We start from the raw sequence: 25,107 nt of genomic DNA, 5'->3' as shown, positions 1-25,107 counted from the left end.
ACCCGACCCGGCAAGTCGAGGCCGGAGCTGGGCGAGACGGCAGGCGGGGTGGCGGCGGGTCGGGTGCCGCCCGCCGCCACCTGCGCCGTACTCGGGGTGGGGCCGACCGACGGGTCAGCCCCGGGTGGCGTCGGCCAGGCGCTGTCCGCTCTCCAACACTGGGACGACGCTGACGGTCGGGATCTCGAACCGGTCGGTCGACTCGTTCAGGACGATCGCGCGCGCCGTGGCGATGTCGAACCACATGCCGACCAGCTGCAGCCGGCCTTCGGCCTCGGCGCGGCGCACCACGGACAGCCCGCGCAACGCGACGAGCTGCTGCGCGACGCTGACCCGGCTCAACTCGTCGGGCTCCGGTGGAAGGCCACCGGCGTCGCGGGCCGCGCGGGCCAGGGCCGGTTCGCCGTGGCGCAGCCAGGCCTCCAGGTTGCGCAGCGGGCCCACACTGGAGCCGCTGTGGCCGGGTGTGCCCCGGTCGAGCAGGGCGGCGACCGCACCGCATCCGGAATGTCCGCAGACGGCGATGGTCCGGACGCGGAGCACCTCGACGGCGTACTCGATCGCGGCCAGGGTCGAGTCACCGACCGCCTGCGGACCGGGGACGAACGCGCCCGGCGTGCGCACGGTGAACAGGTCCCCCGGGCCGCTGCTCGTGATCACGTTCGGCACGAGCCGCGAGTCGCTGCAGGTGATGAACAGGGTCGACGGCCGCTGCCCCGCGGTCAGCTCGGTGAGGAACGGCTCGATCATCGGGGCCGTCCGGCGGTGGAACTCGTCCACGCCGTTGAGCAGGTGCTGGCGGTCGTGGAGCTGGCCGTGCTGCCAGTCCGACCAGGGGGCGAGCCAGCGCGGCGGCCGCGCCGACCGGGCGTGCCGGCCGGTGGAACGCCCCCCGAAGAGGCTCTTGGAGAGTCGTCCCTCGCGGGGCCGGGCCGCGACGGTGGGGATGGCCAGCGGTGCGGCCCCCACCTCGTCGACGGTCACCGTGGCACCGGCGCGATGCCGCTCGGCGATCCAGTCGTCCAGCATCTTGTGCGCGCCGTGGTCGAGGTAGTCGACCGCCAGGTCGAGCCGGACGGACGCCCCGGCGGGCACCTCGGCGAGCCGGCGGGACAGCCTGGGCAGGGAGAGGAAGGTCAGCGCGCCCTCGACGACGACCCGCCACGGCGAGCCGGGGCCGGTGGGCGGGTGCACGTGGACCGGCGCCACCAGCGTCCGGCGCAGGGCGAGCAGCAGTGCGGTGGCGATCCCGATCAGGACGCCCTCAAGCAGGTTGAACAGCACCACGCCGACGACCGTCGTCAGGTAGATCGCGAGCTCGCCGTGGCGGGCGATCGCGCGGATGTGCGCGAGGTCGACGAGGCGGATACCGATCACGACCAGCAGGCCGGCGAGCACGGCGAGCGGGATGCGCCCGACCAGCGGCGCCAGCAGCAGCGCGAAGCCGGCCATCCACAGGCCGTGCAGGATCGCCGAGGCGCGGGTGCGGGCACCGGCGCGGACGTTCGTCGAGCTGCGGACGATGACGCCGGTGACCGGCAGCCCGCCGAGCAGGCCGGAGACCGTGTTCGCGGCACCCTGGCCGAGCAGCTCGCGGTCGAGGTCGCCACGCGGGCCGGAGTGCATCGCCTCGACGGCGACCGCCGACAGCAGCGACTCGATGCTCGCGACCAGGGCGACTGTCAGCACGGCCAGCGTGATCGCGCCCCAGTCACCGCCGGCGGGCAGCTCGGGCAGGGCGATCGCGCCCAGCAGGTCGTCGGGCAGGGCGACCCGCGGGACGTCGAACGGGAGCGACGCCGCGGTCACCATCGACACCGCGGCCAGCGGTGCCGGTATGGACGACAACGGCCGGGGCAGCCGCGTCCACACCACGGTCAGCGCGATGGTCGCGATGCCGAGCAGCGCTGCCGCCGGGACGGCCGGCGACACGATCTCGCCGGGCAGGACGATCAGGTTGTCCCAGGCGGCCGAGCCGGCGGTACCGCCGAGCACGACGTGGATCTGCCCGATGACGATGGTCAGGCCGATGCCGGCGAGCATGCCGTGCACCACCGCGGGTGAGATGGCCAGGGCCGCGCGGGCGACCCGGCTCAGGCCGAAAAGGATCTGCACCACGCCCGCGGCGGCGGTGACGAAACAGGCGGTCCGCCAGCCGTGCGTGGCGACGATCTCGGCCACCACCGCGGTGAGGCCGGCCGCGGGACCGGAGACCTGCAGCGGGACTCCGCCGACGGCGCCGGCGACGACTCCACCGACGACCGCCGCGATGATGCCGGCGACCACCGGGGCGCCCGAGGCGACCGCGATGCCCAGCGAGAGCGGAAGCGCCACCAGGAAGACGACGACGGACGCCTCCAGGTCGTGGCGCCAGGCTCCCCGGAGGGTGCGGCCGGCCGAGCCGCCGGACCCGGGACGGCCGGTGCCGTCGGGGTCGTGCCGGGCGGGGTCGTCGGAGGCGGGGTCGTCGGAGCTGTCAGCGGCGGGGCGGTCGGCGGCGGGGCTGGCTGGCGCGCGCCGGGCGCGGCGCCACGGGCGGCGGCCCGGAAGGCGGTCCGGCTTCTCCGGGTGGTCCGGGTTCTCGGCGTGGCCCGGACTGTCCGCGTGGTCTGGGATCTTCGCGCGGTCCGTGTCGGGCTCGGACGGGTAAGGCAGCGCGGTCGGGGCAGGCGTCACCGACGACGGCTGTTTTCTTGGCTCGTGGTGCTCGGCGTGCACGATCGTCTCCTCGGCGAGGGCGCAACGTCAGCGTCAGGCCATCTATTCTCGATGTTGAGTGGTACAGGTTCGAACACGTTACGTGACCAGAACCCGGAACCCCCACCCCGCTCCGCTACTCCGTGGTGGGCGCACAGTAGTCACTGAGCAATAGTCCCAGGATGGAGCCGCGACTTTGGACGCGCGGCGCGTCACAACCGCATCGTAGAGTAGCCATCCCGGCCGATCGGGGTGTAAAGGCCCCGAGCCGCCCGCGACCTGCGGCCCACCCGGTCGGACCACTCGCTTCTCGCGGCCGTCGCGAACCGCGTCACAGCCGTGGCGAACCGCCGGTCAGCGGCCGGGAACACGCCCGGTACGGTCGGCCGGTGCCGTTTGCCGCGCCCGTCGCGACCGTGTGAACCCGGGCGCCGTCGGGCAGGCGATCGGCCTGTTCGCCGTCACCAACATCGACGACGTCCTGGTGCTGGCGCTGTTCTTCGCCCGCGGCGCCGGTGACCGGCGCGCCGTGCCGCGGATCGTCGCCGGCCAGTACGTCGGGTTCGTCGGAATCGTCGCCGTCGCCGTCGCCGCCGCGTCCGGAGCGGCGCTCCTGCCCGAGTCCGCGATCGCCTACCTCGGCCTGCTCCCGCTCGCCCTGGGCCTACGCGCGGCCCGGCGGTCCCTGGCGGAACGCGGCGACCGCGCGGCCGCGACTACCGGAGATCCCGCCGGGCCCGGCCCCGACCCCGACGACGAAGCCGGGAGTGAGGAGCAGGACAGGGACGCTTCGCGCAGGGGACCGGCCGCGCTCGAGGTCGCCGCGGTCACCTTCGCGAACGGCGGCGACAACCTCGGCGTGTACGTCCCGGTCTTCACCGCGGTCGGCGCGGGCGGGACGGCCGTCCACGCGGTGGTCTTCCTCGTGCTGGTGGCCGTCGGTGCGCGGCCGGCTGGTTCCTTGCCACGAGGCCGCCGGTCGCCCGCGCGCTGAGCCGCTGGGGGCACGTGCTGCTGCCGCTGGCCCTGGTTGCCATCGGCCTGACGATCCTCGTCGAGGGCGGGGCCTTCGGTCTCTGACCGAAGCCCACCCCGCGGCGGAAGCCCGCGCTGCGGCAGGAGCGCACCCCCGGGCGGGAGCACGCCGCCCGGCCTCAGGTGCCGGCGCCGTCCAGGGGGCGCTTGGTCAGTGGACGGCCGGTCGAGCCCTCGGTGAAGCCCGTGAACCGGCGGGTCACGCCCCGGGGGTCGGACGTGTCGGTCATCCGCGGGCCCCAGGCGACCATCCCGCCGTCGACCCGGATCGCCTCCCCGGTCAGGAAGACGCTGTCCGGACCGGCGAGGAAGAGCACGATGCCGGCGATGTCCTCGGGCCGGCCCAGGTCGGGCCAGGGCTGGAAGGTCGCCATCCGGGCCCGGATCGCCGCCTCGTCACGTCCCATCACCAGCGGCGTGTCGACGAGGCCGGGGCAGATCGCGTTGACCCGGATGCGGTGGGCCGCCAGTTCCACGGCCGCGTTGCAGGTGAAGTTGATGACCGCGGCCTTCGCCGCGGAGTACGCGGTCGGGCCGCCGCCGCCGCCGACTCCGGCGACCGAGGAGTTGTTGATGATCGACCCGCCGCCACCCTGGGCGATCATCGCCCGGGCGGCGTGCTTCGTCCCGAGGAACATCCCACGGCTGATCACGCCGAAGGTGCGGTCCCAGTCGGCGACGTCGATGTCGGTGAGCGGGCCGAACGCCCCGCCGACCCCGGCGTTGTTGAACATGACGTCGAGGCGCCCGAACCGCTCGACGGCCGCGGCGACGAGCGCGGCGACCTCCGCCTCGTCGGCCACGTCCGCCCGCTCGAAATGGAGCCGGGCGGGGTCGGCGACCTCGTCGAGCAGCCGCTGGGCGGTCGCGTCGTTCACATCGCCGAAGACCACACGCGCGCCGGCGGCGAGGAAGCGCAGGACACTCGCGCGGCCGATCCCGCTGGCGCCGCCGGTGACCACGACGACGCGGTCCTCCAACAAGTCGGGCATGACCGGTAACGTACCGCCGGATCACACCGCCGGTCCCCGTCCCGGAAGACTTCGGGCAGGTCAGCGGCCACGATGATCCACCTTCCCGGGCTCGGTCGGGTGCGGCATGCTGTGCACCGGCGGCGCGGCGTGCTGGTCGACGGCCGAGCGCACCCGGTCGAGGGCGGACCGGTACTCGGCGACCAGGGCGTCCTCGGTCGCGTAGTCGAACCGGTCGGTGAACGACGGGCTGGTGCTGACGTCGAAGCCGGGTCGCTCGGCGTACCACGCCAGGAGCTCCTCGACCGCCTGGACCGTGTCGATCACCGCCTCGCAGCCGAGCTCGCGGCGCGCCTTCTCGGTGCTCAGGACGCAGTGCTCCGTCGTCGTGCCCGCCAGCGGCAGCAGCGTCGTCGTGGCCTCGACGGCGATCTCCCTCGGCAGCGCCACCACCTCGAGATCCGCGCCCATCAGGCGGACGATCAGCTCGACCCACTGCCGCAGCGACCAGTCGGTGGGATCACCGGCGTTGTAGATCTGACCGGCGGCGGCCTGCGGGCGGTCGACCGCGGCGAGCACGAACGCCGCCGCGTTGCGCGCCGCGCAGCGGGTGTGGATCTGGGATCCGCCGTCCGGAAGGATGATGTACGGACGCCCGTCGCGCACGCGCCGCACGATCGACCACTCGGCCGGCCGGGCGTTGTTCGGCCCGTAGAGCATCGGGAAACGGAAGAGCGTGGCGCCCGGGTGGTGCGCGAACGCCGCCTCCTCCGCGTCGACGAGCCGCCGGGAGAACCGGACGGCCGGGTCGTCGGACCGCTCCTGGACGACAGGGTGCTCCTCGGTCACCGGGATCGGCAGCCGGTGCCTCCCGTCACCCGGGAAGAACCCCTGGTAGATCGGCACGCCGCCGATGCCGACGAACTGGCCGCACCGCCCGGCGAGCGCCGGCGACAGGTGCCGCATCCGCCCGTACATGGCCAGGACGACGTCGAACTCCCGTAAGCCGAGCGCCTCGTCGATCGACTCCCGGAAATGCGGATCGCCGTGGATGTGCTCGACGTCGGCGAGCTCCGGCGGCTCGTGGGCTCCCCGGTGGAAGATCGTGACGTCGTGCCCCCTACCGAGCAGGCCTCGCACGATGTGCGGCCCGGTCGGCCCGGTTCCGCCGACTACCAGCACCTTCATGGCTACGCCCCTCCCACCCGGCCGGGGCGCTCCCGCTGGCCGGGTTCACGAAGAAGGCGGACGTCTGACCGGCCGTGCCGGGCGCCCGCCGCCCAGGTCGCCGCCGAGCCCCGCCAGGCAGAACGCCCAGAGATGATCGGCGATCACCTCTGCGGGCTCGGGAGCAGCCGCGAAGGCGTAGTGATGGTAGACGGACATGACGAGCCGGGCGACCAGTGCCGCGTCGCGCTCGACGTCCTGCGGGGCCAGCAGGCCGGCGTCGCGCGCCGCACGGATCTCTCGTGCCACGAGGTCGGCGAAGGGCTGCGTGGCCTGCGCCATCTCCTCCGGGTAGAGCTGGTGCAGGCGCCAGTGCTCCGCGGTGATGAAACGGGGCCCGGTGCTCTCGTCCCCGCTGGCGTCGAGCGAGCCGAGCACCGAGAGGATGTGGCGGCGCAGGCGGGCGACCGGGTCCGGCAGGTCGCGGGCGTCCTGCTCGTAGCGCACGGCCTGATCGGTCACCATCTCCTCGATGACCGCCATGAGGAGCTGGTCCTTGCCCTCGAAGTGGCGGTAGAAGGTCTGCATCGCGACACCGGCCTCCTTCACGAGCTCCTGCGTCGTGAAGGATGTGCCCTTCTGCGCGATCAGCCGCTTGGCCGCGGCGACGATGACCTTCATCTGGCGCATGCTGCGCGATCTCGACCGCTGCACGGACGGCGACCGGTCGGCGGCACGCTCAGCCCAGGACACGACCGAAACGTTACCCGGGTTCACCTCGACGGCTTGTTCAGCTCCCGCGCCGGCCGACACCGACCTGGCCGCGGCGGCTACGTTCCGCAGCTCGGCGGCACCCGACTCGTCGTCTTTCACAGAAACGGCTTCTCGTTCTCTCGTGTCTCGTTCCGACCACCGGGGTCAGGCCGGCGGCGTGCCCGGACGTCCTGGTACGCGGGCGTCCGGGCGCCCTCGGAGTCGGCTGGATCAGCCGTCGTCCTTGGTGAACCCACCGCTGGCCGCCATGGCCTCGAAATGGTCGATCAGCTGCTGGAGCGCGGCGGCGGGATTGAGCTCGAGCACCTCGCTCGGCTCCTCATAGATGAGGACATGACCGGCTGGGAAGAAATACGCCTCGCCGGCCACCGCGACCTCGTCCGGCCAGTCGGTACCCGGGTACACGCAGCGAAGCCTGCCGCTGAACATGTAACCGTAGTGGGGGCACTGACAGACACCGCCGGGCAGACCGATGTAGCCCTTGGTGCAGTCGAGCGGCCCGGTGGCCGTGTACCCGACTTCCATGTCCCCCCACTGGGCGGAGCGGAACCCCGTCAGGGGCCAGCGTCCGCCGCCACCCACGGGTAATTCACTCGGCTTGCTCACCGGCATGCTTCCTCCTCAGCCCTGTCGCCACACAGCCCCGTCACCGCAGCCGTGGCACCCGCCAACTGTAGAACCCCACTCTCGCTCTTGGGAACAGGATCGTGCACTGATCAGCAGAATCCCAACACCCACCGACGCATCCTGCGGGCTCACGACCCCTGTGTGGTCATGGCCTTCGGCCGCCGGCAGCCACCGCCGTGCCTGCCGGCTCGCCCATGATGTGTGGATGCCCGACGACAGTTCCGCGCCACCGCTGCCGGAGGCGATGACCGCCGAACAGGTCCGCCGCTGGGACGAGGTCCTCGACCGGATCCGTGTACTGCTGCCGGCCGGCGCGGCACGCGTGCTGGTCGAGGGTGCCGACGGCCGGAGGGTCGCCGCGGTCGCCGACCGGCTGGCCGCGGCGGTGCGCGGGGCCGGCCGGCCGACCGCACGTCGACAGCCTGGGACCTGGTCGTCGAGCTGCGCACCCGCACTGGCCGCGACGACGATCCCGATCGGCCCGCGGACGTCGTCGTCGACCTGCACGATCCGGCGTGGCCGGTGATCCGCCGGGTCGCGGAGCGGCTCGCGGCCGACGACGGCTGGCACGTCACCGAGAGCCGGGCGTTCTTCGCCGTACGCGCCGCCACCTGGGACACCCGCTTCGGCGACGACACTCCCGCCTACACCGCGGCGGTGGCCGAGCTGGGCCTGCCGACGGGGGCGACCGTCCTCGACGTCGGCTGCGGCACCGGCCGGGCGCTGCCCGTGCTGCGCGCGGCCGTCGGCCCGGCCGGCACGGTGCTCGGGCTGGATGTCACCCCCGAGATGCTCGCCGTGGCCCGGGAACACGGCCGGGCGGGGCATGCCGATCTCCTCCTCGGCGACGCCCGCCGCCTGCCCGTGCGGACCGGCGCGGTTGACGCGGTGTTCGCCGCCGGGCTGGTCACCCACCTCCCCGACCTGCCGGCCGGGCTTGCCGAGCTGGCCCGGGTCAGCCGCCCCGGCGGCCGACTGGCGATCTTCCATCCGTCTGGCCGGGCGGCGCTCGCCGCCCGGCACGGGCGCGTGCTGCGCCCCGACGAGCCGCTGGCGGCGGACCGGCTCGGCCCCCTGCTCGCCGGCTCCGGCTGGCGGCTCGACGGCTACGACGACCCGCCGCACCGCTTCCTCGCACTGGCCTCCCGCCGCTGACACCAGCCACGCACCGGCGCTGACACCGGCGGCGCAGGCAGGTGTCACGGGCGCGCGCGGGCGTCGGCTTCGTGACGTAGCGACGCGTGCGTCGCGGATACGACACACCCAGCCACATGGGGATGTCACAGTCGGCCAGCCCGCTGTCGTCGCAGACGTGAAAGCGCGCGGCGCACCGTGGCGCCCGCCAGCCGGCCGCACCGGCCACGCACCAAGGAGGAGAGATGTCCGGGTTCCTGTACCGGGTGGGATGGCTGGCCGCCGGCCGGCCCTGGCGGGTGATCGGCGCGTGGGTCGCCGCGCTCGTGGTGGCGACCGCGCTCGCCATGGCCTGGGGCGGCGAGCCCCACGACGACTACGACGCCCCGGGCACCGCGTCGCAGCGGGGCACCGACCTGCTCCGCGCCGAGTTCCCGGTGCTCGCCGAGGCCCAGGCACGGGTCGTGCTGCACACCGCCGACGGCAGCCGGCTCGCCCCGGAGGTCATCACAGCCGTCTCCGCCCGGCTCGCAGAGGTGCCGGACGTCATCCTCGTCAGCCCGCCGCGGCCCTCCGCGGACGGCGACACGGCGCTCATCAACGTGCAGTACGACCGGCCGGTCACCGACCTGGGCGGCACCGACGCGGTCGACGACCTCGTCGAGGCGACCAGGCCGGCCGCGGACGCGGGCGTCACCGCCGAGTTCGGCGGTCAGGTCGCCGAGAACATCCAGGAGGTCAACGGCCGGGCCGAGGCGGTCGGTGTCGGCTTCGCCCTGGTCATCCTGCTGGTCGCCTTCGGTTCGATCGTCGCGGCCGGGGTGCCGCTGGCGGTGGCGCTCATCGGCCTGGGCATCGGCAGCGCCGGCATCACCCTCATCGCGGCCGGCACCAACGTCAGCACCATCGCGCCGACGCTCGCCTCGATGATCGGCATCGGGGTCGGCATCGACTACGCCCTCCTGCTGATCACCCGGCACGTCGAGGGCCTGCGGGCCGGCCTGACCGTCCGGGAGGCCGCCGCCCGCGCCAACGGCACCGCCGGGGTGTCGGTGCTGTTCGCCGGGGTGACCGTCGTGCTCTCCCTGATGGGGCTGCGGCTGGTCGGGCTGAACACCTATGTGACCACCGGCTTCACCACCGCGGCCGTGGTCGTCACCGTGGTCGTCACCGCGCTCACCCTCGTCCCCGCTCTGTGCGGGCTGGCCGGGACGCGACTGCTGGGCCGCCGGGGCCGCGCCGCGCTCACGGCCGGCGTCGGGAAGGCCAGCGTCGCGGCGGCCGGCTCCCCGGCCCGGCAGACGCTCACCGCAGCCTGGGCCGGCCGGATCGGACGCCGGCCCCTCCCGTGGGCGCTGGGTGCCCTCCTGCTCCTGCTGCTGCTCGCGGCACCCGTCCTCGGGATGCGCACCTGGCCGCAGGACGCCGGCAGTCAGCCGGAGTCCACCTACCAGCGGCGCGCCTACGATCTGGTCGCCGCCGAGTACGGCCCCGGCGCGAACGGCCCGCTGATGCTCGCGGTGGACCTGCGCAGAGTCCCCGCCGCCGATCTCCCCGCGCTCGTGACCCGTATCAGGGCGACGCCCGACGTCGCGGCCGTCGCCCCGCCGGTGACCTCACCGAGCGGGAACGCCGCGGTGGTCTTCGTGACGCCCGCCGTCGCACCGAGCGACAAGCGTGCCGCCGACCTGGTCCGCCACCTGCGCGCCGACGTCCTGCCCCCGGGCATCGAGATCACCGGTATGACCGCGGTCTTCACCGACCTGTCCGGTCTGCTGTCCGACCGGCTGTGGTGGGTGGTCGGCTTCGTCGTCGGCGTGTCCCTGCTGCTACTGACGGTCGTGTTCCGCTCACCGGTGGTCGCACTGAAGGCCGCGGTCATGAACATGCTCTCGATCGCCGCCGCCTACGGCGTGGTGACCGCCGTGTTCCAGTGGGGCTGGGGCGCCGAGCTGCTCGGCCTGCCGCACAGCGTGCCGATGTCGAGCTGGCTGCCCGTGCTGATGTTCACCGTGCTGTTCGGGCTGAGCATGGACTACGAGGTCTTCCTGCTCTCCCGCATCCGGGAGGACTACCTGGCCACCGGCGACCCGCACGGCAGCGTCGTGCGCGGCCTCGCCGCCACCGGCCGGGTCATCAGCTCCGCCGCCCTGATCATGATCGCGGTCTTCGCCGGCTTCGCCCTCGACCCGGACGTCACGGTGAAGATGGTCGGCGTCGGGATGGCCGTCGCCGTGCTGGTCGACGCGACCATCATCCGCATGATCCTGGTGCCCGCCACCATGGGCCTGCTCGGCCGCGCGAACTGGTGGCTCCCCGGCTGGCTCGACCGCATCATGCCCCACGTGGACGTCCACGGCGCCGAGCCGGCCACCGCCGCGGTCAGCGCCGCGAAGCCGGCGGACGACACCGGCTCAGCTCACGTGACCAGCACGCCAACGCACTCGTCCGACGCGGCGCTGGATTCCGACCAGCCAGCCGTCGTCAGCTGACCCTGCACGGACATCTGACCTGAGTGCCGCCGAGCCCGCCGAACGGTTCCGGCGGCGCTCAGATCGACATCCAGAACCGCCGATCGCACGTGAGTCAACCGTCGATTTTGAAGTGTTTCGTTACCACGAGAATCAGCGTTCCGTTCGGCGACCGAGGCTCACCTTTATTTAGTCTCAGTTCGATTTCTTTTTCATACTTCCTAAGGGCTGCGGCGAGAATTTCCGCCGCAGCATCCTGCCCTTCCTGGTAGAAAATAACCGAATGTGCAAATGTTATTTCGCCGAGATAGTTTCCTGTTTCGCGAACAAGGAATCCTTCCCGGACGACCACGGGCGCGGATTTTTCTGCCAGCAGTTTTACTCTGGAATTGTTTAGAATTGTCACCTCGGGGCGGAGCGGTAGGTTCGGAGGAGTGCTGGGCGACGAGGTTGGCGAGGCGGACTCCGTCCGCGCGGGCTCAGCGGGGGGCTGCGAGGCGGGATCGGTCGAGGTGGGGCTCGCCGAGGCGGAGGGCGTGGTGGTCGCCGTCCGAGTGGAAGGTGCGGAGGTTCGGGGGGGCGTCGGGATGTCCGTCGCGCTGGGAACGGCGACCGGGCCGCCGCCGGCTGGTCCGCCGCCGGGGTCCTGGTGGTCCACCAGTGCGACGATGAGAATCGCGGCGATCAGGGTGACGGCGACGATCGCCGACGACACCGCGACATCGTGGCTGTCGAGGCCGAATCCACGGCCGTTGCGCCGTCCGAAGGGGAATTTCCGCATGGTTGCCTGCCTTTGCAGGTGGCGGTGCCGGCTACTGGGCCCAGCGCAGCTGCAGCGCGGCGCTGAGATTGTCGATGTCGACCGAGGTGTCGAGCCGTTCGAGGATTTCGGCGAAGGCCTCCGCCACCAGGTCGGTGAGCCCGGCCGTGCCCACCTGGGTCCGAACTCGCCAGGCCAGCCCGTCAATGGTTTCCTGGGCGGCGGCCGACCGGTCCGCCCGGGATTCCGCTCCCCCGCCGTCCATTTCCCCGCCAGCCGAGGCCCCGCCGCCGACCGGGCCGGCGGCCGCCATCGCGCGGGTGACCAGCGTGCGCAGCCTGGTGACCGCGGACTGCACCCGTATGTCGCCCGGCCCGCCGCCGAGCACACCCGTCGACAGCGCGGACAGTGCGTCGACGACGAGATCGGCCGCCCGCGCCCGGTCGCCGTCCCAGACGTCCGCGAGCTCCGCGCGCAGCCGCGCCAGAACCTCGCCGGCCGCCACGGCGATCCGTTCCAGGACTGTCGGGTCGACATCCGGGGCGACGATCGGCGGGCCGACGGCGAACCCCGGGATCGGCATCCTCAGCTGGGAGAACAGCGAACCGCGCAGGCTCGCCAGGCTGGATTCGTCGCGCCAGGCTCCGTCGCGGACGGCGTCCAGCAGCGCCCACAGCACCCCGGCGGGCGGGTCGGCCGCCGTCTCGGCCAGCTCCGCGATCCGGCCCTGGGCGGCGTAGACCGAGTTGATCAGATGGATCTCGTACTGCTGGAGGCTTGCCGGGAGGTCCATCGTCGGCCGGGAGGCTCGGCTGACCAGGCTGTCGAGCGCGCGGCGGAGCTCGGCCCGGTCGGTGGCCACCCCGGCCGGGGTGGTGAGCGCCTCGGTCAGCTCGTCCAGGATCGGGTCGGGCCTGGTCCGGGCGGTGGGCAGGCATTCGAGCAGCGCGGGCACGCACAGCGGCCGCTTGCGCACCGGCCGGTCCACCGTCGCGGCGACACCGCGCTGGAAGACCGCCCGGCCGGCCAGGTTCGGGAAGATCGCGACCAGGACGGCGTGCAGCGCGAGGCTCTCCTCGACGGACAGCCACTGGCGGCGCTTCATCGCCGAGACCAGCGCGTCCAGCGTGTGGGTCTCGGCCGGCAGGTCGGGCCGGTCGTCGAAGGCGCAGACCGCGAGCCGGAACACCGTCTCGGCCGCCGACCACGGGTCCGCACCGGCCGGACCGGGCCCGCGGGGGCCGGGGCCCGGGGCGCCTCCGGTGTCGTCCCCACCCAGATCGTCGTCCCGGCCGAGGTCGTCGGGCGCGCCGGGGTCGTCGGAGCCGGTGGCCTCGAAAGCGGCGCCGTCGAACGCTCTGTCGGCACCGAAGCCGGCGGAGCCCGCGGAATCGACAGGTGAGCTGGACAGCGGACTACCTCCGCCCGCCGACGCCGCTCACCCGCGGGCCCGCTGCCGCGCCGAGCGCGACGCCGACCGAGGCGAGGGCGAGGATCAACGAGGTCACGCCGCTCGACAGCAACGGCACGGTGAGGCCGAACCGATGGTTGGTCAGCAGCGCCACGAGGGGCAGGGCCAGCCCGGCGACGAGCATGGCCACCAGTCCGGCCGCCAGCACCTGGACCGAGGAGGGGCGGGCCGCCAGCATCAGCCGCACCAGCAGCCAGCCGAAGGCGGCGACGAGGAGGTAGCCCAGGACGGCGAAGAAGTGCCCGTACTGGCCAACGAGCGTCGCGACCGGGAGCTCCTGGTCGACCCAGCTCCGGTGCTTGCCGAGTGACGCGCTGTCCCAGATCCTGCTGTCCCAGACGGGTTCCGCCCGCTTCTCCAGGTGGCTGTCACGCCACGCCTTGTCCGCCTTCCCGGCGGCAAGCCAGCACCACACCGTTCCCACGGCCACGGCCACCACCGCGGTGAGCCCCGCCGAGAACCAGAAGCGCCGGGCCGCCAGCATCGCCACGACTCCGGCGGCCAGGATCGCGGCCGAGCCCGGCTCCCAGGTCACGAACAGCAGGCCGATCGGGGTGGTCGCGGCCAGGACCGACCGCCGGAACTGCTCGTCCAACGTGACCTCGCCGTCGTTCCCGGCCGGATCACCGGCCAGCAGCACCACGGCTCCCAGCCCGAGCAGGAGGTAGCGCAGGAGCTCGGCCAGTTGGGCACCGAGCGTCTCATCGACGGGCCCGAACCCGGCGATGAGACCTGCCAGCAGGGCGACCGCGGTAGCCAGGACAGGCGCCGTCCTCGGCGGCGGGACCAGCGCACGGGGGTCGTCACCGTGCAGCCGGGCCCAGCGGCCGGCCACCGCCATCGCCGCCGCGGCGAGCCCGCCGAACAGCAGGGACGGGGACTCCCGCAGGAACCGGGACTGGTTCAGGAAGCTCACGGTCAGGACGGCGGCCAGCGCCACCCCGGTGGCCAGTGCCCGCTCGTCGGGGTTGAGTTCGTGCACGGTCAGCACCAGCAGCGCGCCGAGCAGCCCGGCGAAGGCGACCGCCGCGAGCCCGCGCCCGAAGCCGGCGTCGAAGTCGTGGTGCTGCGCCTGGACGTCCCACAGGGTGAGCAGCATCGGCACGGCCGCTCCGGCCACGACCCACGGCAGGGGGGACCGGGCGGATTCGGGCTCCGTGTCGGGGGCCGGTTTCCCGGCGTCCCGGGACCGGGTGTCGAGGGCGGGCTTGGTCGCAGTCACGGCCACAGCGCCGCCAGGCCGGTGATCAGGCAAGCCGCCAGAAGGGCGAGGGCGTACCTGTATTCGCGCCAGCCACCGAGCAGGCCGTACCTACCGCCGACGGAGGGGTCAGCCTCGTCGGAACCGGTGGATTCGGCTTCGTCGCCGGAGGTGAGCTCGATCCGCTGGTCCAGCAGGCCCGCGACCTTCAGGGAGTGCCCGGCGGCGTCGGGCCAGGCCTTTGGCAGCGTCTCGGCGAACCAGGCGGACACCGGCGACAGCTCGTCTCCGATCTTCGCGTTCGCCAGCTCGTTTATGAGACCCGCGAAGACCTCGTACGGCGAGCCGACCGAGGCCTCGGACGCCGACACGCTGGCCGCGGCCGGTTCGTCCGCGTCCCGTGGGTCCGGCTGGACGGCCGGCTCACGCGGCTCGGTCTGGGCGGCCCGCTCCACCACGTGAAGCAGCCGGGCCAGGAGCGTCTCAACAGCCCCGACGAACTCGTCGCTCAGCACGTTCTGGGCGCCCGGCGCCTCGGTCAGCGCGGCCGTCAGCTCATGCACGAGCTGGTCTGCCGACAGCCACGATTCCCGGTCGAGGAGGTGGTCCGTGCGGCTGACGAGATCCGTCCCGATCCTGTCCTGCAGCAGGCGCACCGCCGCCGTCTGGTCCGGCGCCTGCGCGAGCGCGTCGACCCGGGGACTCTCCAGGGGCAACCCGTCGTTCTCGGAGCCGGCCAACCGCCGGACGACCCGCCGAAGCGGGAGAGCGTTCTCCGCGGGCAGCCAGGCCGCGGTCGCCGGCAGGCTCGCGGTCGTCAGCAGGCCGTCACGCATGGAAAGCCCGGGGACGACCGCGGTGGCCCACCGCACAAGTCCGAGGAGATGGTCGACAAATGCCTGGTGAACGCGCTCCTGTTCGCTGACGGCAGGCGGGCCGGGGTCGGCGTGGCTGATGGGGGTGTCCTCAGCCTGCTCCGTCAGCGCTCGGGCAACCGCCAGGTCCGGCCGCCACGGACGCGCGCGGTCGGCGTGGCGAGGTGCCAGCTCGGACGAGGGCTCTTTCGGTCGCCTGTCCTCGCCGGCATGCTCGGGCGCCGTCGGGACATGTACCAGCAGAAGAAGCGCGTCGCGTGTCTCCGCGAGCAGCAGGGCGTTCCCCGATTCGAGTTCCAGCACCCCGGCCAGGCAGTCGACGACGTCCACGGAGGCGGGGATCGTGGTGGCGTCCGGGCTGGCCAGGCGGGCCAGCGCGTCGACGGCCGACGGTCGAATGCGTCGCAGGCCGGGGTCCGTCATCTCCTCGTAGGGTTCCCTGGCGGCACGTGGAGCCAGCCCGGGCATCACCCACATCAGGAACTTCCGAACATGGTTGCGCTCCACCGGCGTCAGCCACTGGCGGCTGCGCAACGCCCGGACGAACGCGTCGACCGTGTGCGTCGTCTCCCCGACCAGGCCGTTGTGCAGGTTGGCGATCGCCCGGCGCAGCGTGTCCTCGGCGTGCCGCGTCTGCTCGGCGGCGGTGGGCCCGGCCACCGGCACGGCTGTCGGCGCGGCCGCCGACGCGGAGAAGGCCTCAGGTACCCGTGGCCCGTCGCCCGGTCGGGGCTGGCCCCATGCGTCCTCCGGACGCCCGTCGCCAGCCTGGGCCTCCGCGTGCCTCCATCGCTGCCCGGGTGGCTCTCCGAGGGGCGCGACCTGACGGGAACCAGCCGGGATCGTCGGCTCGGTCGGCAGGATGACCGGCTGGCTCCGCGGCGGGCCGCCCTTCCGGATCGCCCAGTCCTCCACCGCCCCGGCCCAGTTCTCCGGCTGCCGCAGCAGGCTGTCGTTCAGCCGAGGAAAATGCGCCAGCTCGCGCTGCAGGTATGCCCAGACCACAGTTCTGGCGATGTACTCGAACGGACCGTCCCCGGCGGCACCGTCGTGCACGTACGGCTGATGGTCCTCACGCAGTCCGGGAGCAAGGAAGACATACGCGACCGGCCGGGTGAGGCCACGCTCCGGCTGCACGAAGTCCGGCATGAACAGAACCTGTGGATCGCGCTGATGGGCACCGACGCGCGGGTAGGTGGCCTCGAACGTCGAGTACGTCAGCCGGTCGCGACCGTCGCCGATGTGCCGCAGCAGCTCCGTGAGGACCAGGACGAGCGCCGCCGCCACGGGCTCGTCCGCGCCGACCGGCACGAGCTGCCGTCGCCCGCCGAAGACGGGTGCGCCGCCCACAGACTCGGCTCGCAGCTTCAGTACCGCCGCGAGCAGGGCCGCCAGCGGGTTCACCAGGACGATGTTCCCGCGCCCGGACACCGGTGAGGTCAGCTCCAGGGCGTCCGCCAGGACCGCCTCCTGCAGCCGGACGACGTTCGCACCGGTGTAGGCCGTGAGGTCCGGCCGCGCGATCAACGCCACCCCGCTCTGGTCAGGGTCGGTCAGCTGCCGGCCGGCGGGCCAGTGCGCCAGCCGCGCCGCCCCCCATCCGGTGAGGTCCTCGGCGGAGCCGACCAGAACGCTCACCCGCATGTCCCGCCGGGAGTCCGAGCCGGTCTGCTGGCGCAGGACCACGGCGCCCTGCTGGTCGTCGCGCAGGTAGACCCGTGAGGTGGACGGCTGCCGGACGTGGTTGGCGCGGTTGATGTTCTGCCAGCCGCCCAGCCACTGCGACCACCAGCCGCGATCCGGCGGGTTCTCGATCGAGCTGGCGACGAGGACGAAACCGTCGCGCTCGTTCGCGAACGCGTACTCGTTCTGGTCGATGCGGCCCATCAGGTCCCGACCTCCTTGGCGGCGTCCTCCCCGAGCAGGCCGGACATCGCGAAGATGGCCGCGAGCGGGTCGAGTACCCGCCTGGGCCGGACACCGCGCGGGAAGACCTTGTCGAACGTGTCGCCGCGGTCGTCCGTGACCGCCTTCGAGCCGGTCGCGGACACGAAGTGCAGCGTGGCCCGGCGGAACGTCTCGAACGGGCGCAGCCAGGCTCGGGCTCCCCGGGCGTACAGGAACGCGTACGCGTCGCGGCTTTCGTCCCGGATCTCGGTGGGTTCGGCCCGACCGTCGAGGTAGGCCGACAGACTGGGCCGGCGGTACCAGCGGGCCGCCGGCTGCTCGAAGCGGTAGAGGTCGGACTTGCTGACGGCCAGCGCCACCGGCAGCCGGTCGGTCAGGCCGGGCTGGGCCCGCAGCCGGGCCATCACCGTCTCGAACGTGGCGTCACCGTCGGACGGGGCGTTCTGGCGCAGCGCGTACTCCGGGTCGACCACGAAGATCAGCGCGTCGAGCGCGAGGACGAACCGCATCGACCGGGTCCGCGCCACCAGGTCGTCGCCGGCGACGTCGAAGAACGCCACCGCGCGCTGCCGGCGGCCGTCGCTCACCACGAGCGCGTCGGTGAAGGTGACCATGGCGTCCGACTGCACCCTGGCGGTGTGCTCGATCGCCCGCCCCTCGTCGACCAGGGACGCGACGTACTGCCGCCAGTACGCCCGGTGCGCCTCCTCGTCGACGGGCACCGCGGTGAAGCCCAGAGGACCGAGGCCGCCCCGCTCGATCTCGCTGACGATCGCGGCCAGCAGGTGCGACTTGCCCGACTCCGTGCGCCCGATGAAACCGATCACCAGCGGCGGCCCGTAGCTGGCGTAGGAGATCGGCAGGTAGTGCCGCTCGGCCATGTCCGCGGACGGGTTCGGGCAGCGCCGGTAGGCGCCGATCATCTCGTCGTTCCGCTTGACCGGGTCGCCCACGCCGGAGAGGTCCAGCGGGACGTAGGCGCCGTCCCGGAAGGTGAACAGGTCCGTCTCGTCCCAGTCGAAGACGTCCAGGCAGATCGGGCAGCGCACCTCGGTCGGTCCCAGTGGGATGGTCACCGTGCTCATCGCCTTCCGCGGTCCGCGCCGCCGGTCGTAGGACGCGGCGTCGGCTCGTCGTCGCCGGCCCCCCGCCGCCGCACGATCGCGTCGAAGCTGCGCAGTCCCTCGACGAACCGGGCGTCGCCGCCCGACCTGGCGCGCCGGGTGCCGGCCGCCCGGTCGACGTCCCGGCCGAGGGCGGCCAGCACCTCGGCGGCCGGTGGGCGCAGGTCCGGATCGTGGTCGACCATCCGGCCGAGCGGGCCGTCCGATCCCAGCAGCCGCTCGGCCCCACCGCGGCGCGTCGAGGCCCGGCCGGACCGGTCGGCGATCACCTCGTTGAGGACGCGGCCGACGCTGTAGACGTCCTCCTTCGTCGTGGCCGGCCCGTCGCCGTACACCGCCTCGGGCGCCGCCCACCGCGGGTCGGGCGCCGGGCCGCAGCGCTCACCGACGAGCACCGCGTGCCGGAAGTCGGTGATCTGGACGTGCCGGTCGTCGAACTGGACCGTCCGGGTGGTCAGCCAGCGGTGCACGACGCCGGCGGACTCCAGCAGGTCCAGCGCGCGCAGCAGGCTGGTCGGGAACTGCTCGACCTGGTCGAGCAGCAGCCGGCCGGCGAACCGCTCGACCGGCCGGCCGCGCTCGGCCAGCAGCACGAACGGCTCGCGGTCGGCGTCGTCGGGGTAGTAGCCGACCAGGTGGGACAGCTCCCGCGGGTAGTTCTCCTCGCCGAACGCGTCGACGAGGTGCAGGCCCATCTGGATCTCGTTGTCGACGGCGTCGATCCCGTCCGGCGCCCGCGAGGTCGCGGCGGAGTTGGCGGGTGCACGCCGCCCGGCGGCGTGAACCCGCTTCTGGACGTACTCGACCAGCCGGTCGGCATCGACGACCAGCCTGGTCCGGTAGAACGGGTCGGCCGCCGGGTCGTCCTCGGTGACCCGGGCCCGCATCGTCCGGCGGCGTCCATAGACGTCACGATACGCGATGGTCTCCTCGCGCAAGGTGTCGATCGGCTCGCCGCGGCTGGTCCGGTGCAGGTCGGTGTCGCCGCGGCCGGGGCGGGGGCTGGCATCCCACCAGTCGCCGCCGAGTCCTGATCCGCTCGGCGGGCTCATCGCCCCCCCTTGAGCACGGTCTCCACCGTGCCGGGGCGCATCCGCACCAGCCGCAGCACTCCGGCGACCTGGCCCCACTCCGGCCATTCCAGCTCGCCGAGCACCGCTGAGGGCAACGGGTCGAACCCCCACCCGCCGCCGGCGCCGGTACCGGGCCCGCGCGCCACCAGCGAGGGCTGCGCGGCCCGCGGCGCGAACCGCACGACGGCTGCCGAGCGGGCGTCGACGTCGAGCAGCTGCAGGTGCTCGGGCGCGCACAGCTGCATCAGCCCGCTGTCGGCGACGTCGGCGCGCAGCAGCACGCCGAGCCGGTCCGACTGCTGCCAGGCGGCGTCGACGAGCTCGCGCCGGTCCGTGTCGTCCGCGCGGAACGGCGGGGTCGCGTGGACGCCCATCCGTTCGAGGTGCCGGTTGTAGCGGTCGAGGCCGTGCCGGGTCTCGGAGACGACCCGCTCGCCCAGCGCGTCGAGCGCCTCCCGCTCGATGTCGGGCCAGCACCGGTCGATCACGCTCGCGATCAGGTCGACGACGTCGGCCTCGACCACGTCGCTGATCGCGGCGCCCATGGAGCGCAGGCGCAGCGAGACGTCGGTGTCGACCCCGGCCTCGCGGCTGCGGGGCGGGCGCGCCGGGAAGCCGCGCAACCGGTCCGAGTAGCCGGTCAGCGCCGAGGTGACGTCCTCGAAGGCCAGCGACATCGCCCGGACCAGGTCGGCGCCGGCCCGCCGGGGGCCGGTCAGCGACCAGTCGTACCGGGCGACGTCCTCCATGAGCGCGATGGTCCCCTCGGACATCGCCCGCGCGAGGGTGACGTACTCGCCGGGATGCCACCGGCGCACGGCCCGCGACCACACCAGGTACGGCCACCACATCAGGCCCACAAACGCCAGCGCGCCGGCCACGATCCGCACCGGCAGGCTCAGTACCGGGTCGAGGCTGTCGGCGGTGCCCAGCACCTGCCCGACACAGCCGGCACCGAGGGCGATGATGACCAGAGCGGCCAGGTCGACCGGGCTCCGGTCGCTCTGGGTGGCCTCCTTACCGAGCAGGAACCACCAGCCCACCAGGCCGACGACGGCCAGCAGGCCCAGGGCGGCGGCGGCCTGCGCCAGGGTGGCCGGCTCCTGCGCGCCCACGGCCAGCAGGGCGGTCGCCCCGGATCCGATGAACAGCGCGAGCACCGCCAGGAAGATCCAGTCGGACATCCTGTGGTTGGACAGCGGTGTCATCCGGCGGGCCACCACGAGCGGCCAGCCGCGCACGGCGACGAGCAGGGCCGCGCCGGCCCCGGCGAGGGCACTGGAGCGGGCCGAGTCGGGCGCGGCGGCGGCGAGCAGCCCGCAGACCAGCACCGGCAGGATGGCCAGTGCCGACAGCAGGTTGACGTCCAGCCTGCGCGGCATGTCCCGCAGGTACTGGAGCCGATCGGTGTCGCACGCCCGGTCCAGGTCGTCCAGGCGGGCGGCGCTGCCGACCGGGACGAGCATCCCGTGCATCCAGCTCAGCCAGCCGATGATCTCGGTGACCGGACGGCGGCTGTCGAGCGCGCCCGTGACGAGGTGGCGCAGCGAGGCGAGCAGGTCCACCCGCTGGGTGCCCTCGGGCGGGGCGAGGGCGAAGCCCCGCCGGCCCAGCTCGAGCAGGTCGGTCGTGCCCAGCGGATGAACGCTGTCGTACTCGGTGAACATCCGCGACAGATCGTCGCGCAGCCTGCCGAGGTCGTGGCCCACCTGCATGACACGGGCCGTCAGCAGCCCTGCGGGGCTGCGGGCGGCCTTGCCGCCCGCCCGCAGGTTCTGCAGCACCGGCCCGGGGCCGGTGATGACGGCATGCGCGTTCACGGCCTCCTTGAGCTGGCCCCGGAAGCCCCACGCGACGTGGTCCATCCCGCCGTCGCGGGCCAGGATCGGGTTGCCCGCCTCCTTGGCCCGCGGGTAGCGCAGCAGCAGCCGGAACGGGTCGGTGACCAGGCCGCCGTCGGGCTGCTCCTCGTCGCCGTGCCGGCGCGGGGCGAGGATCCGGTCGATCGCGCGGACCCGGGCGTCGGCGAGCACGTCGTCGTCGACCTGCCCGATCATCGCCCTCAGGCCCGGCGAGGCCACCCCCTCCGGCATCGACCGGACGACCTCGTAGACCCGGTCGAAGACCTTCGGCGTGAGCAGCGCGTCGAACAGCGCGGCCAGCACCGGCCCCTGGGCCGGGGAGCTACCCGTGGCGATCGCCTGGGCCCGGTGCTGGCCCATACCCCAACCGATGCCGCGCGCGTCGCCGACCCAGAGCATCACGTGCGACGCCAGCTCGAACGGCTTGTGCAGGGCGACCCGGTTCGGGTCGACGGCGCTGTCGGCCACCAGGCGGCCCAGCCCGCGGCCCACGTCGTCCAGCGGCGGCCCGACGGCGAGGCAGATCACCTGCTGCACCCCGGGTGCCTTGACGATCAGGCCGAGCGCGTCCGCGTGCGCCTCCAGGTCGCGGGTGTCGTCGATGACCAGGACCCGGGTCAGGTCGCTCTCCATGAAGCCGAGCGAGGTGGCGAACGCCCGCTGCACCTCGGTGAAGGACCCGAAGGAGAGCAGGTCCTCGTACCGCTCCCGGAGGTCGATGTCGATGACCTTCGCCTCGGCGGTGGCGGTGGCGGAGGTCCGGCCGGTGGTGTCCGTGCTCACCTGCCGAGGTCCTTCCCGCGGGTGCCGACCATCTCGTAGAGCTGGCGCAGGTTCGCCCGCACCGGGGTGGAGACGTTGGAGAACCCCATGTCCAGCGCGGCCGGCACGGTGTACGCCCAGAAGGCGTGTTGCTGCTCGGCCCAGCCCCGGCTGCCCGGCGGCAGCTTCATGAGCATCTCGGCGAGCAGGTCGGCCTGCTTGTCCGCGTTGTCGACGAACGCCCGGAACACCGGGTGCGGGTTGGCGGCCCGGCCGGTCACCCCGATCGGCACCACCCGCATCAGCTGTTCGGAGAAGTCCCGGCGCACCCGCTCGTCGTCCGCGAGCGACCAGTCCTCGTAGGCGCGGAGCATGCTGCCCCATGACGAGGCCGGCTCGAACGGGGAGAGCGCCAGGGTCATGCTCACGCCGTCGCTGTCGGTGTCGGTGTCGGGGTCACCGAGCGAGACCCGGATCGAGTACGGGGACTCCGTCCCGCCGGCCAGCGCCTGGACCTGCCCGTTCCACATCGCGCAGAGCAGCCGGTGCAGGATGCGGACCCGGTCCTCCTCGGTGGTGGCCAGCCAGCCGTAGTCGAAGCCGAGCCGCTGGCGCCACCTGAGGAAGTCCTGCGACTGCTCGTTGCGCAGCGCGTCGGCCCAGTGGTGCAGGATCTCCCGCAGCTCGGGCACCTCGGTGATGCTCATCGAGGTGCGCAGCAGGACGACCGCGACCGAGTCCGCGTTGATCGGGCGGAACTCCATCGAGATGCCGCTCTCGTTCGGCAGCCGGATCGCGCGGGCGAGGTAGCCCTCGATCTGGGTGTCCCGGGCCCCGGCCGGGTAGGAGACGAGGATCTTCAGATTGCCGGAGCCCTGGGGCGAGAAGCTGGCCGGCACCAGACCGTGGATCTTCGTCTGGAACTGGCGGATGTCGTCCTCCCCGACCGCGGCCGGGCCGTCCCGGCGCACCGTCGCGGCGAGCAGGCTCGCCATCGTCGGCAGCAGCGGCTCGCCGTCGAGCCCGTCGGACTCCTGGAACAGCCGCTTCACCGCCTCCTGCAGCCGCTCCCGGGCGACGGCGACGGCGGCCTCCCCGCCCCTGGTGACGGTCGCCTCCCACACCCGGCGCCAGCCGTCCGGGCCGAGCAGGCGGTGCATCACGTCACCCTCGGAGGCGGCTCCCCGCAGGCCCAGCGCGGACGTGAGCCGTTGCAGGGCCCTCTGGTAGAAGTCGTCCATGTCGCCGTGCGGGGGCAGCAGGTAGGTCACCCCGACCCGCGGCCGGAACAGGTCCGCCGTGCGCCGGGCGAACTCGCCGGGCTCGGAGCGGCTGTGTTCGTCGAAGGCCTCGGCGGCGAGCCTCAGCTGCGCGCGGAACCGCCGCAGGGCCTTCTCCCAGCGCACCTGCTGCTCGTCCCAGGCGGCGTTCCAGACGCACCGGGTACGCCAGCTGTACCAGGTGTCCTGGCGGTGGATGGTCTCCACCACCTCCCGGTCACCCCAGCGCACCTTGGCGCCGAGGCGCCGGTCGCGGATCGCCAGCGGCGCCGGCGGGTTCACCGAGATCCCGGCGGGCGCGGGCGGCTCGGTGCGGCGGTTGGCCAGGAAGCCGACCACCCCGCCCCGGCTCACCGGGTCGCTCTCCCCCGCGCGGCCCTCGACGATCCGGCGGGCGTGCAGCAGGTCGACCTCGCCGAGCAGGTCGTCGAGGCCGGCCGCCGGGTCGAAGGCGCCGGCGATCGCCGGCACCTGCTGGCGGACCATCGTGCCCAGGCCCGCCAGGTTGCCCTCCATGGCCTGCAGCCGGGCCCGCAGCGCGGAGAGGATCTCCGCCGCGCCGCGGGCCGGTGCCGGCTCGGTGAACTGGAAGGGCTGCCGGGTGACCATCGGGCCGATGTTCGCGGCGGAGGCGAACCGCCTGATCATGCCGGCGTCGTCGTCGGCGGCCGTGCCCGGGGCGGGCGCGGCGAGGTCGTACGCCCCGCGGGCCAGCAGCCGGGAGGCGACCAGGTCGGCCAGCTCCTCGACCGGGATCGTCATGGACGCGACCAGGCTCGTCGACACGCCCCGCCGGCCGATGCCGGAGGACGCCGGCACCTCCCGCTCGACGCCGCGGTTGATGAAGTCGTCGGCGAACGACTGGTAGAGCCGGTCGGCGATGGCGTCGCCGTCGTCGTGTTCCTGCCCGGTGCCGACCAGGGAGAGGATCAGCGACACGACCGAGCGGTGCAGGTCGTCGCGTTCCACGCCGTCGGCCCGGTTGAACAGGAATCCGGTCTGGATGGTCGAGGGCAGCAGGTTGATCTGGCCCTCGCCGTCCGGATACTGGACGCCGAGCGTGCCGGAGGTGCCGCGCGCGGTCAGCTCCGTCCCCGCGTCGTGGCCGTTCTGGTCGTCGATGAGGCGGAACAGGTCGAGCAGCGCGCGGCCGGCGTTCAGCCGGGCCCGCCGGCCGCCGCCGACCCCCTCGTCGAACGCCGAGGGCATCAGCACCAGCGGGTAGATCTGCGCCCGGACCTTCGAGCGCTGCAACGCGTCGCCGATCAGGTGCAGGTAGTCGTAGAAGATGCCGGCGCCGGTGCCGCCGGCGACGGAGAAGGCGACGAAGACGTCACAGGTCTGCCCGAGCCGGCCGCCGAGCGCCGCCAGCTCCTGGCCGGAGGTCGCGATCTTGCCGACTGCGTCGGACAGCGGACGGCGGGCCGGCGCCACCCCGGACCGGAACGTCTCGAACAGCGCCGCCCGCCCGACGGTGGGCAGCTGGCCCGCCCCCCGCATCAGCGGCGCCACCCGGGGCTCGCCCTCGGCCGGCGGCAGCCAGCCCCGGACCAGCTCCCGCGCGTTCACCCGCAGGCTGCGGGCGACGTCCGGGTAGGTGTCGACGGTCGGGATGAGGCCGTGCGTGACGTGCTGGGTGGGCGCCGCCGCGTTCGCGTGCTCCTCCGAGGGGACGACCCGGGTGCGCAGCCTGGTGAGCTCGGACTCGTTGAGGTCGGCGTAGACGAACTGCACGCAGGACGGCAGCTGGTAGGGCAGGTAGTTCTTGCCGGGCACCCGCAGGTTCAGCGCCCGGCCGTCCGGGCCGCACAGCTCGTGTCGCAGCCGGCGCTCGAGCTCGGCGCCGACCAGGCAGCCTGTTCCGCCCAGTCCGACGAACAGCATGGGCTGGTAAATGTTCATGGCTCGCTATCCG

General features: G+C 73.4%; 17 protein-coding genes. 4 read left to right on the top strand and 13 right to left on the bottom strand.

Annotated elements, in window-relative coordinates; genetic code table 11:
* Nucleotides 1–114: 114 nt before the first annotated feature.
* Entirely contained in the window at nt 115–2,718 is a 2,604-nt protein-coding gene (locus AC559T_RS20350) for a SulP family inorganic anion transporter (protein ID WP_131625918.1), read from the bottom strand.
* Nucleotides 2,719–3,115: 397 nt separating this feature from the next.
* Here AC559T_RS20350 and AC559T_RS20345 point away from each other — a divergent pair, with 397 nt between their 5' ends.
* On the top strand, nt 3,116–3,691 hold the full coding sequence (locus AC559T_RS20345; RefSeq protein ID WP_498869750.1) for a cadmium resistance transporter: 576 nt from the start codon (nt 3,116–3,118) through the stop codon (nt 3,689–3,691).
* Nucleotides 3,692–3,851: 160 nt separating this feature from the next.
* On the opposite strand, the gene AC559T_RS20340 is transcribed toward AC559T_RS20345, so the two are convergent.
* From AC559T_RS20340 to AC559T_RS20325, 4 genes are all read right to left on the bottom strand, one after another.
* Nucleotides 3,852–4,724: an SDR family NAD(P)-dependent oxidoreductase gene (locus AC559T_RS20340; protein ID WP_112106404.1), complete on the bottom strand. Its 873-nt coding sequence runs from the start codon at nt 4,722–4,724 to the stop codon at nt 3,852–3,854.
* Between the two features lie 60 nt (nt 4,725–4,784).
* Nucleotides 4,785–5,891: an NAD-dependent epimerase/dehydratase family protein gene (locus AC559T_RS20335; RefSeq protein ID WP_112106405.1), complete on the bottom strand. Its 1,107-nt coding sequence runs from the start codon at nt 5,889–5,891 to the stop codon at nt 4,785–4,787.
* A gap of 45 nt (nt 5,892–5,936) precedes the next feature.
* Nucleotides 5,937–6,743: a TetR/AcrR family transcriptional regulator gene (locus AC559T_RS20330; RefSeq protein ID WP_306769266.1), complete on the bottom strand. Its 807-nt coding sequence runs from the start codon at nt 6,741–6,743 to the stop codon at nt 5,937–5,939.
* A 111-nt stretch (nt 6,744–6,854) separates the two neighbouring features.
* Nucleotides 6,855–7,256: a cupin domain-containing protein gene (locus AC559T_RS20325; protein WP_020462702.1), complete on the bottom strand. Its 402-nt coding sequence runs from the start codon at nt 7,254–7,256 to the stop codon at nt 6,855–6,857.
* 220 nt (nt 7,257–7,476) lie between these two features.
* On the opposite strand from AC559T_RS20325, the gene AC559T_RS20320 reads away from it, so the two are divergent.
* The 3 genes from AC559T_RS20320 (at nt 7,477) to AC559T_RS20310 (ending at nt 10,897) form a co-directional block, all read left to right on the top strand.
* A complete protein-coding gene (locus AC559T_RS20320; RefSeq protein WP_498869749.1) occupies nt 7,477–7,797 on the top strand; it encodes a hypothetical protein in 321 nt (106 codons plus the stop codon).
* The gene (locus AC559T_RS20315) at nt 7,794–8,426 is read left to right on the top strand and encodes a class I SAM-dependent methyltransferase (RefSeq protein WP_498869748.1); all 633 of its coding nucleotides are present in this window, start codon (nt 7,794–7,796) and stop codon (nt 8,424–8,426) included. Before AC559T_RS20320 ends, AC559T_RS20315 begins: the two co-directional genes overlap by 4 nt.
* A gap of 224 nt (nt 8,427–8,650) precedes the next feature.
* On the top strand, nt 8,651–10,897 hold the full coding sequence (locus AC559T_RS20310; protein ID WP_498869747.1) for an MMPL family transporter: 2,247 nt from the start codon (nt 8,651–8,653) through the stop codon (nt 10,895–10,897).
* A 94-nt stretch (nt 10,898–10,991) separates the two neighbouring features.
* Here AC559T_RS20310 and AC559T_RS20305 read toward each other — a convergent pair whose 3' ends face one another.
* From AC559T_RS20305 to AC559T_RS20270, 8 genes are all read right to left on the bottom strand, one after another.
* Nucleotides 10,992–11,657, bottom strand: coding sequence for a LytR C-terminal domain-containing protein (locus AC559T_RS20305; protein ID WP_498869746.1), 666 nt, complete (start codon nt 11,655–11,657; stop codon nt 10,992–10,994).
* A gap of 31 nt (nt 11,658–11,688) precedes the next feature.
* Nucleotides 11,689–12,825 (bottom strand): hypothetical protein, encoded by a 1,137-nt coding sequence (locus AC559T_RS20300; RefSeq protein ID WP_498869745.1) that lies wholly within the window; start codon nt 12,823–12,825, stop codon nt 11,689–11,691.
* 226 nt (nt 12,826–13,051) lie between these two features.
* Nucleotides 13,052–14,329: a hypothetical protein gene (locus AC559T_RS20295; RefSeq protein ID WP_368952660.1), complete on the bottom strand. Its 1,278-nt coding sequence runs from the start codon at nt 14,327–14,329 to the stop codon at nt 13,052–13,054.
* On the bottom strand, nt 14,326–17,070 hold the full coding sequence (locus AC559T_RS20290; RefSeq protein ID WP_498869744.1) for a hypothetical protein: 2,745 nt from the start codon (nt 17,068–17,070) through the stop codon (nt 14,326–14,328). The genes AC559T_RS20295 and AC559T_RS20290 overlap by 4 nt, the downstream gene beginning before the upstream one ends.
* Nucleotides 17,070–18,176, bottom strand: a complete 1,107-nt coding sequence (locus tag AC559T_RS20285; protein ID WP_071061562.1) for a TRAFAC clade GTPase domain-containing protein — start codon at nt 18,174–18,176, stop codon at nt 17,070–17,072. The genes AC559T_RS20290 and AC559T_RS20285 overlap by 1 nt, the downstream gene beginning before the upstream one ends.
* Nucleotides 18,173–19,267: a protein kinase domain-containing protein gene (locus AC559T_RS20280; protein WP_498869743.1), complete on the bottom strand. Its 1,095-nt coding sequence runs from the start codon at nt 19,265–19,267 to the stop codon at nt 18,173–18,175. Before AC559T_RS20280 ends, AC559T_RS20285 begins: the two co-directional genes overlap by 4 nt.
* The gene (locus AC559T_RS20275; protein ID WP_498869742.1) at nt 19,264–21,933 is read right to left on the bottom strand and encodes a hypothetical protein; all 2,670 of its coding nucleotides are present in this window, start codon (nt 21,931–21,933) and stop codon (nt 19,264–19,266) included. Before AC559T_RS20275 ends, AC559T_RS20280 begins: the two co-directional genes overlap by 4 nt.
* Nucleotides 21,930–25,094, bottom strand: a complete 3,165-nt coding sequence (locus AC559T_RS20270) for a tubulin-like doman-containing protein (protein WP_498869741.1) — start codon at nt 25,092–25,094, stop codon at nt 21,930–21,932. Before AC559T_RS20270 ends, AC559T_RS20275 begins: the two co-directional genes overlap by 4 nt.
* Between the last annotated feature and the right edge of the window lie 13 nt (nt 25,095–25,107).

This window comes from Frankia sp. Hr75.2, from assembly GCF_949319125.1.
Lineage (GTDB): Bacteria > Actinomycetota > Actinomycetes > Frankiales > Frankiaceae > Parafrankia > Parafrankia soli.
Note: the sequence above shows the minus strand (reverse complement) of the source record. Positions and strands in the feature narration are given on the sequence as shown.

Coding starts and splice junctions, on each gene's coding strand:
- AC559T_RS20340 (WP_112106404.1), bottom strand. CDS start 4,724: ATGCCCGACTTGTTGGAGGACCGCGTCGTCGTGGTCACCGGCGGCGCC.
- AC559T_RS20335 (WP_112106405.1), bottom strand. CDS start 5,891: ATGAAGGTGCTGGTAGTCGGCGGAACCGGGCCGACCGGGCCGCACATC.
- AC559T_RS20325 (WP_020462702.1), bottom strand. CDS start 7,256: ATGCCGGTGAGCAAGCCGAGTGAATTACCCGTGGGTGGCGGCGGACGC.
- AC559T_RS20320 (WP_498869749.1), top strand. CDS start 7,477: ATGCCCGACGACAGTTCCGCGCCACCGCTGCCGGAGGCGATGACCGCC.
- AC559T_RS20310 (WP_498869747.1), top strand. CDS start 8,651: ATGTCCGGGTTCCTGTACCGGGTGGGATGGCTGGCCGCCGGCCGGCCC.
- AC559T_RS20305 (WP_498869746.1), bottom strand. CDS start 11,657: ATGCGGAAATTCCCCTTCGGACGGCGCAACGGCCGTGGATTCGGCCTC.
- AC559T_RS20290 (WP_498869744.1), bottom strand. CDS start 17,070: ATGGGCCGCATCGACCAGAACGAGTACGCGTTCGCGAACGAGCGCGAC.
- AC559T_RS20285 (WP_071061562.1), bottom strand. CDS start 18,176: ATGAGCACGGTGACCATCCCACTGGGACCGACCGAGGTGCGCTGCCCG.
- AC559T_RS20280 (WP_498869743.1), bottom strand. CDS start 19,267: ATGAGCCCGCCGAGCGGATCAGGACTCGGCGGCGACTGGTGGGATGCC.
- AC559T_RS20270 (WP_498869741.1), bottom strand. CDS start 25,094: ATGAACATTTACCAGCCCATGCTGTTCGTCGGACTGGGCGGAACAGGC.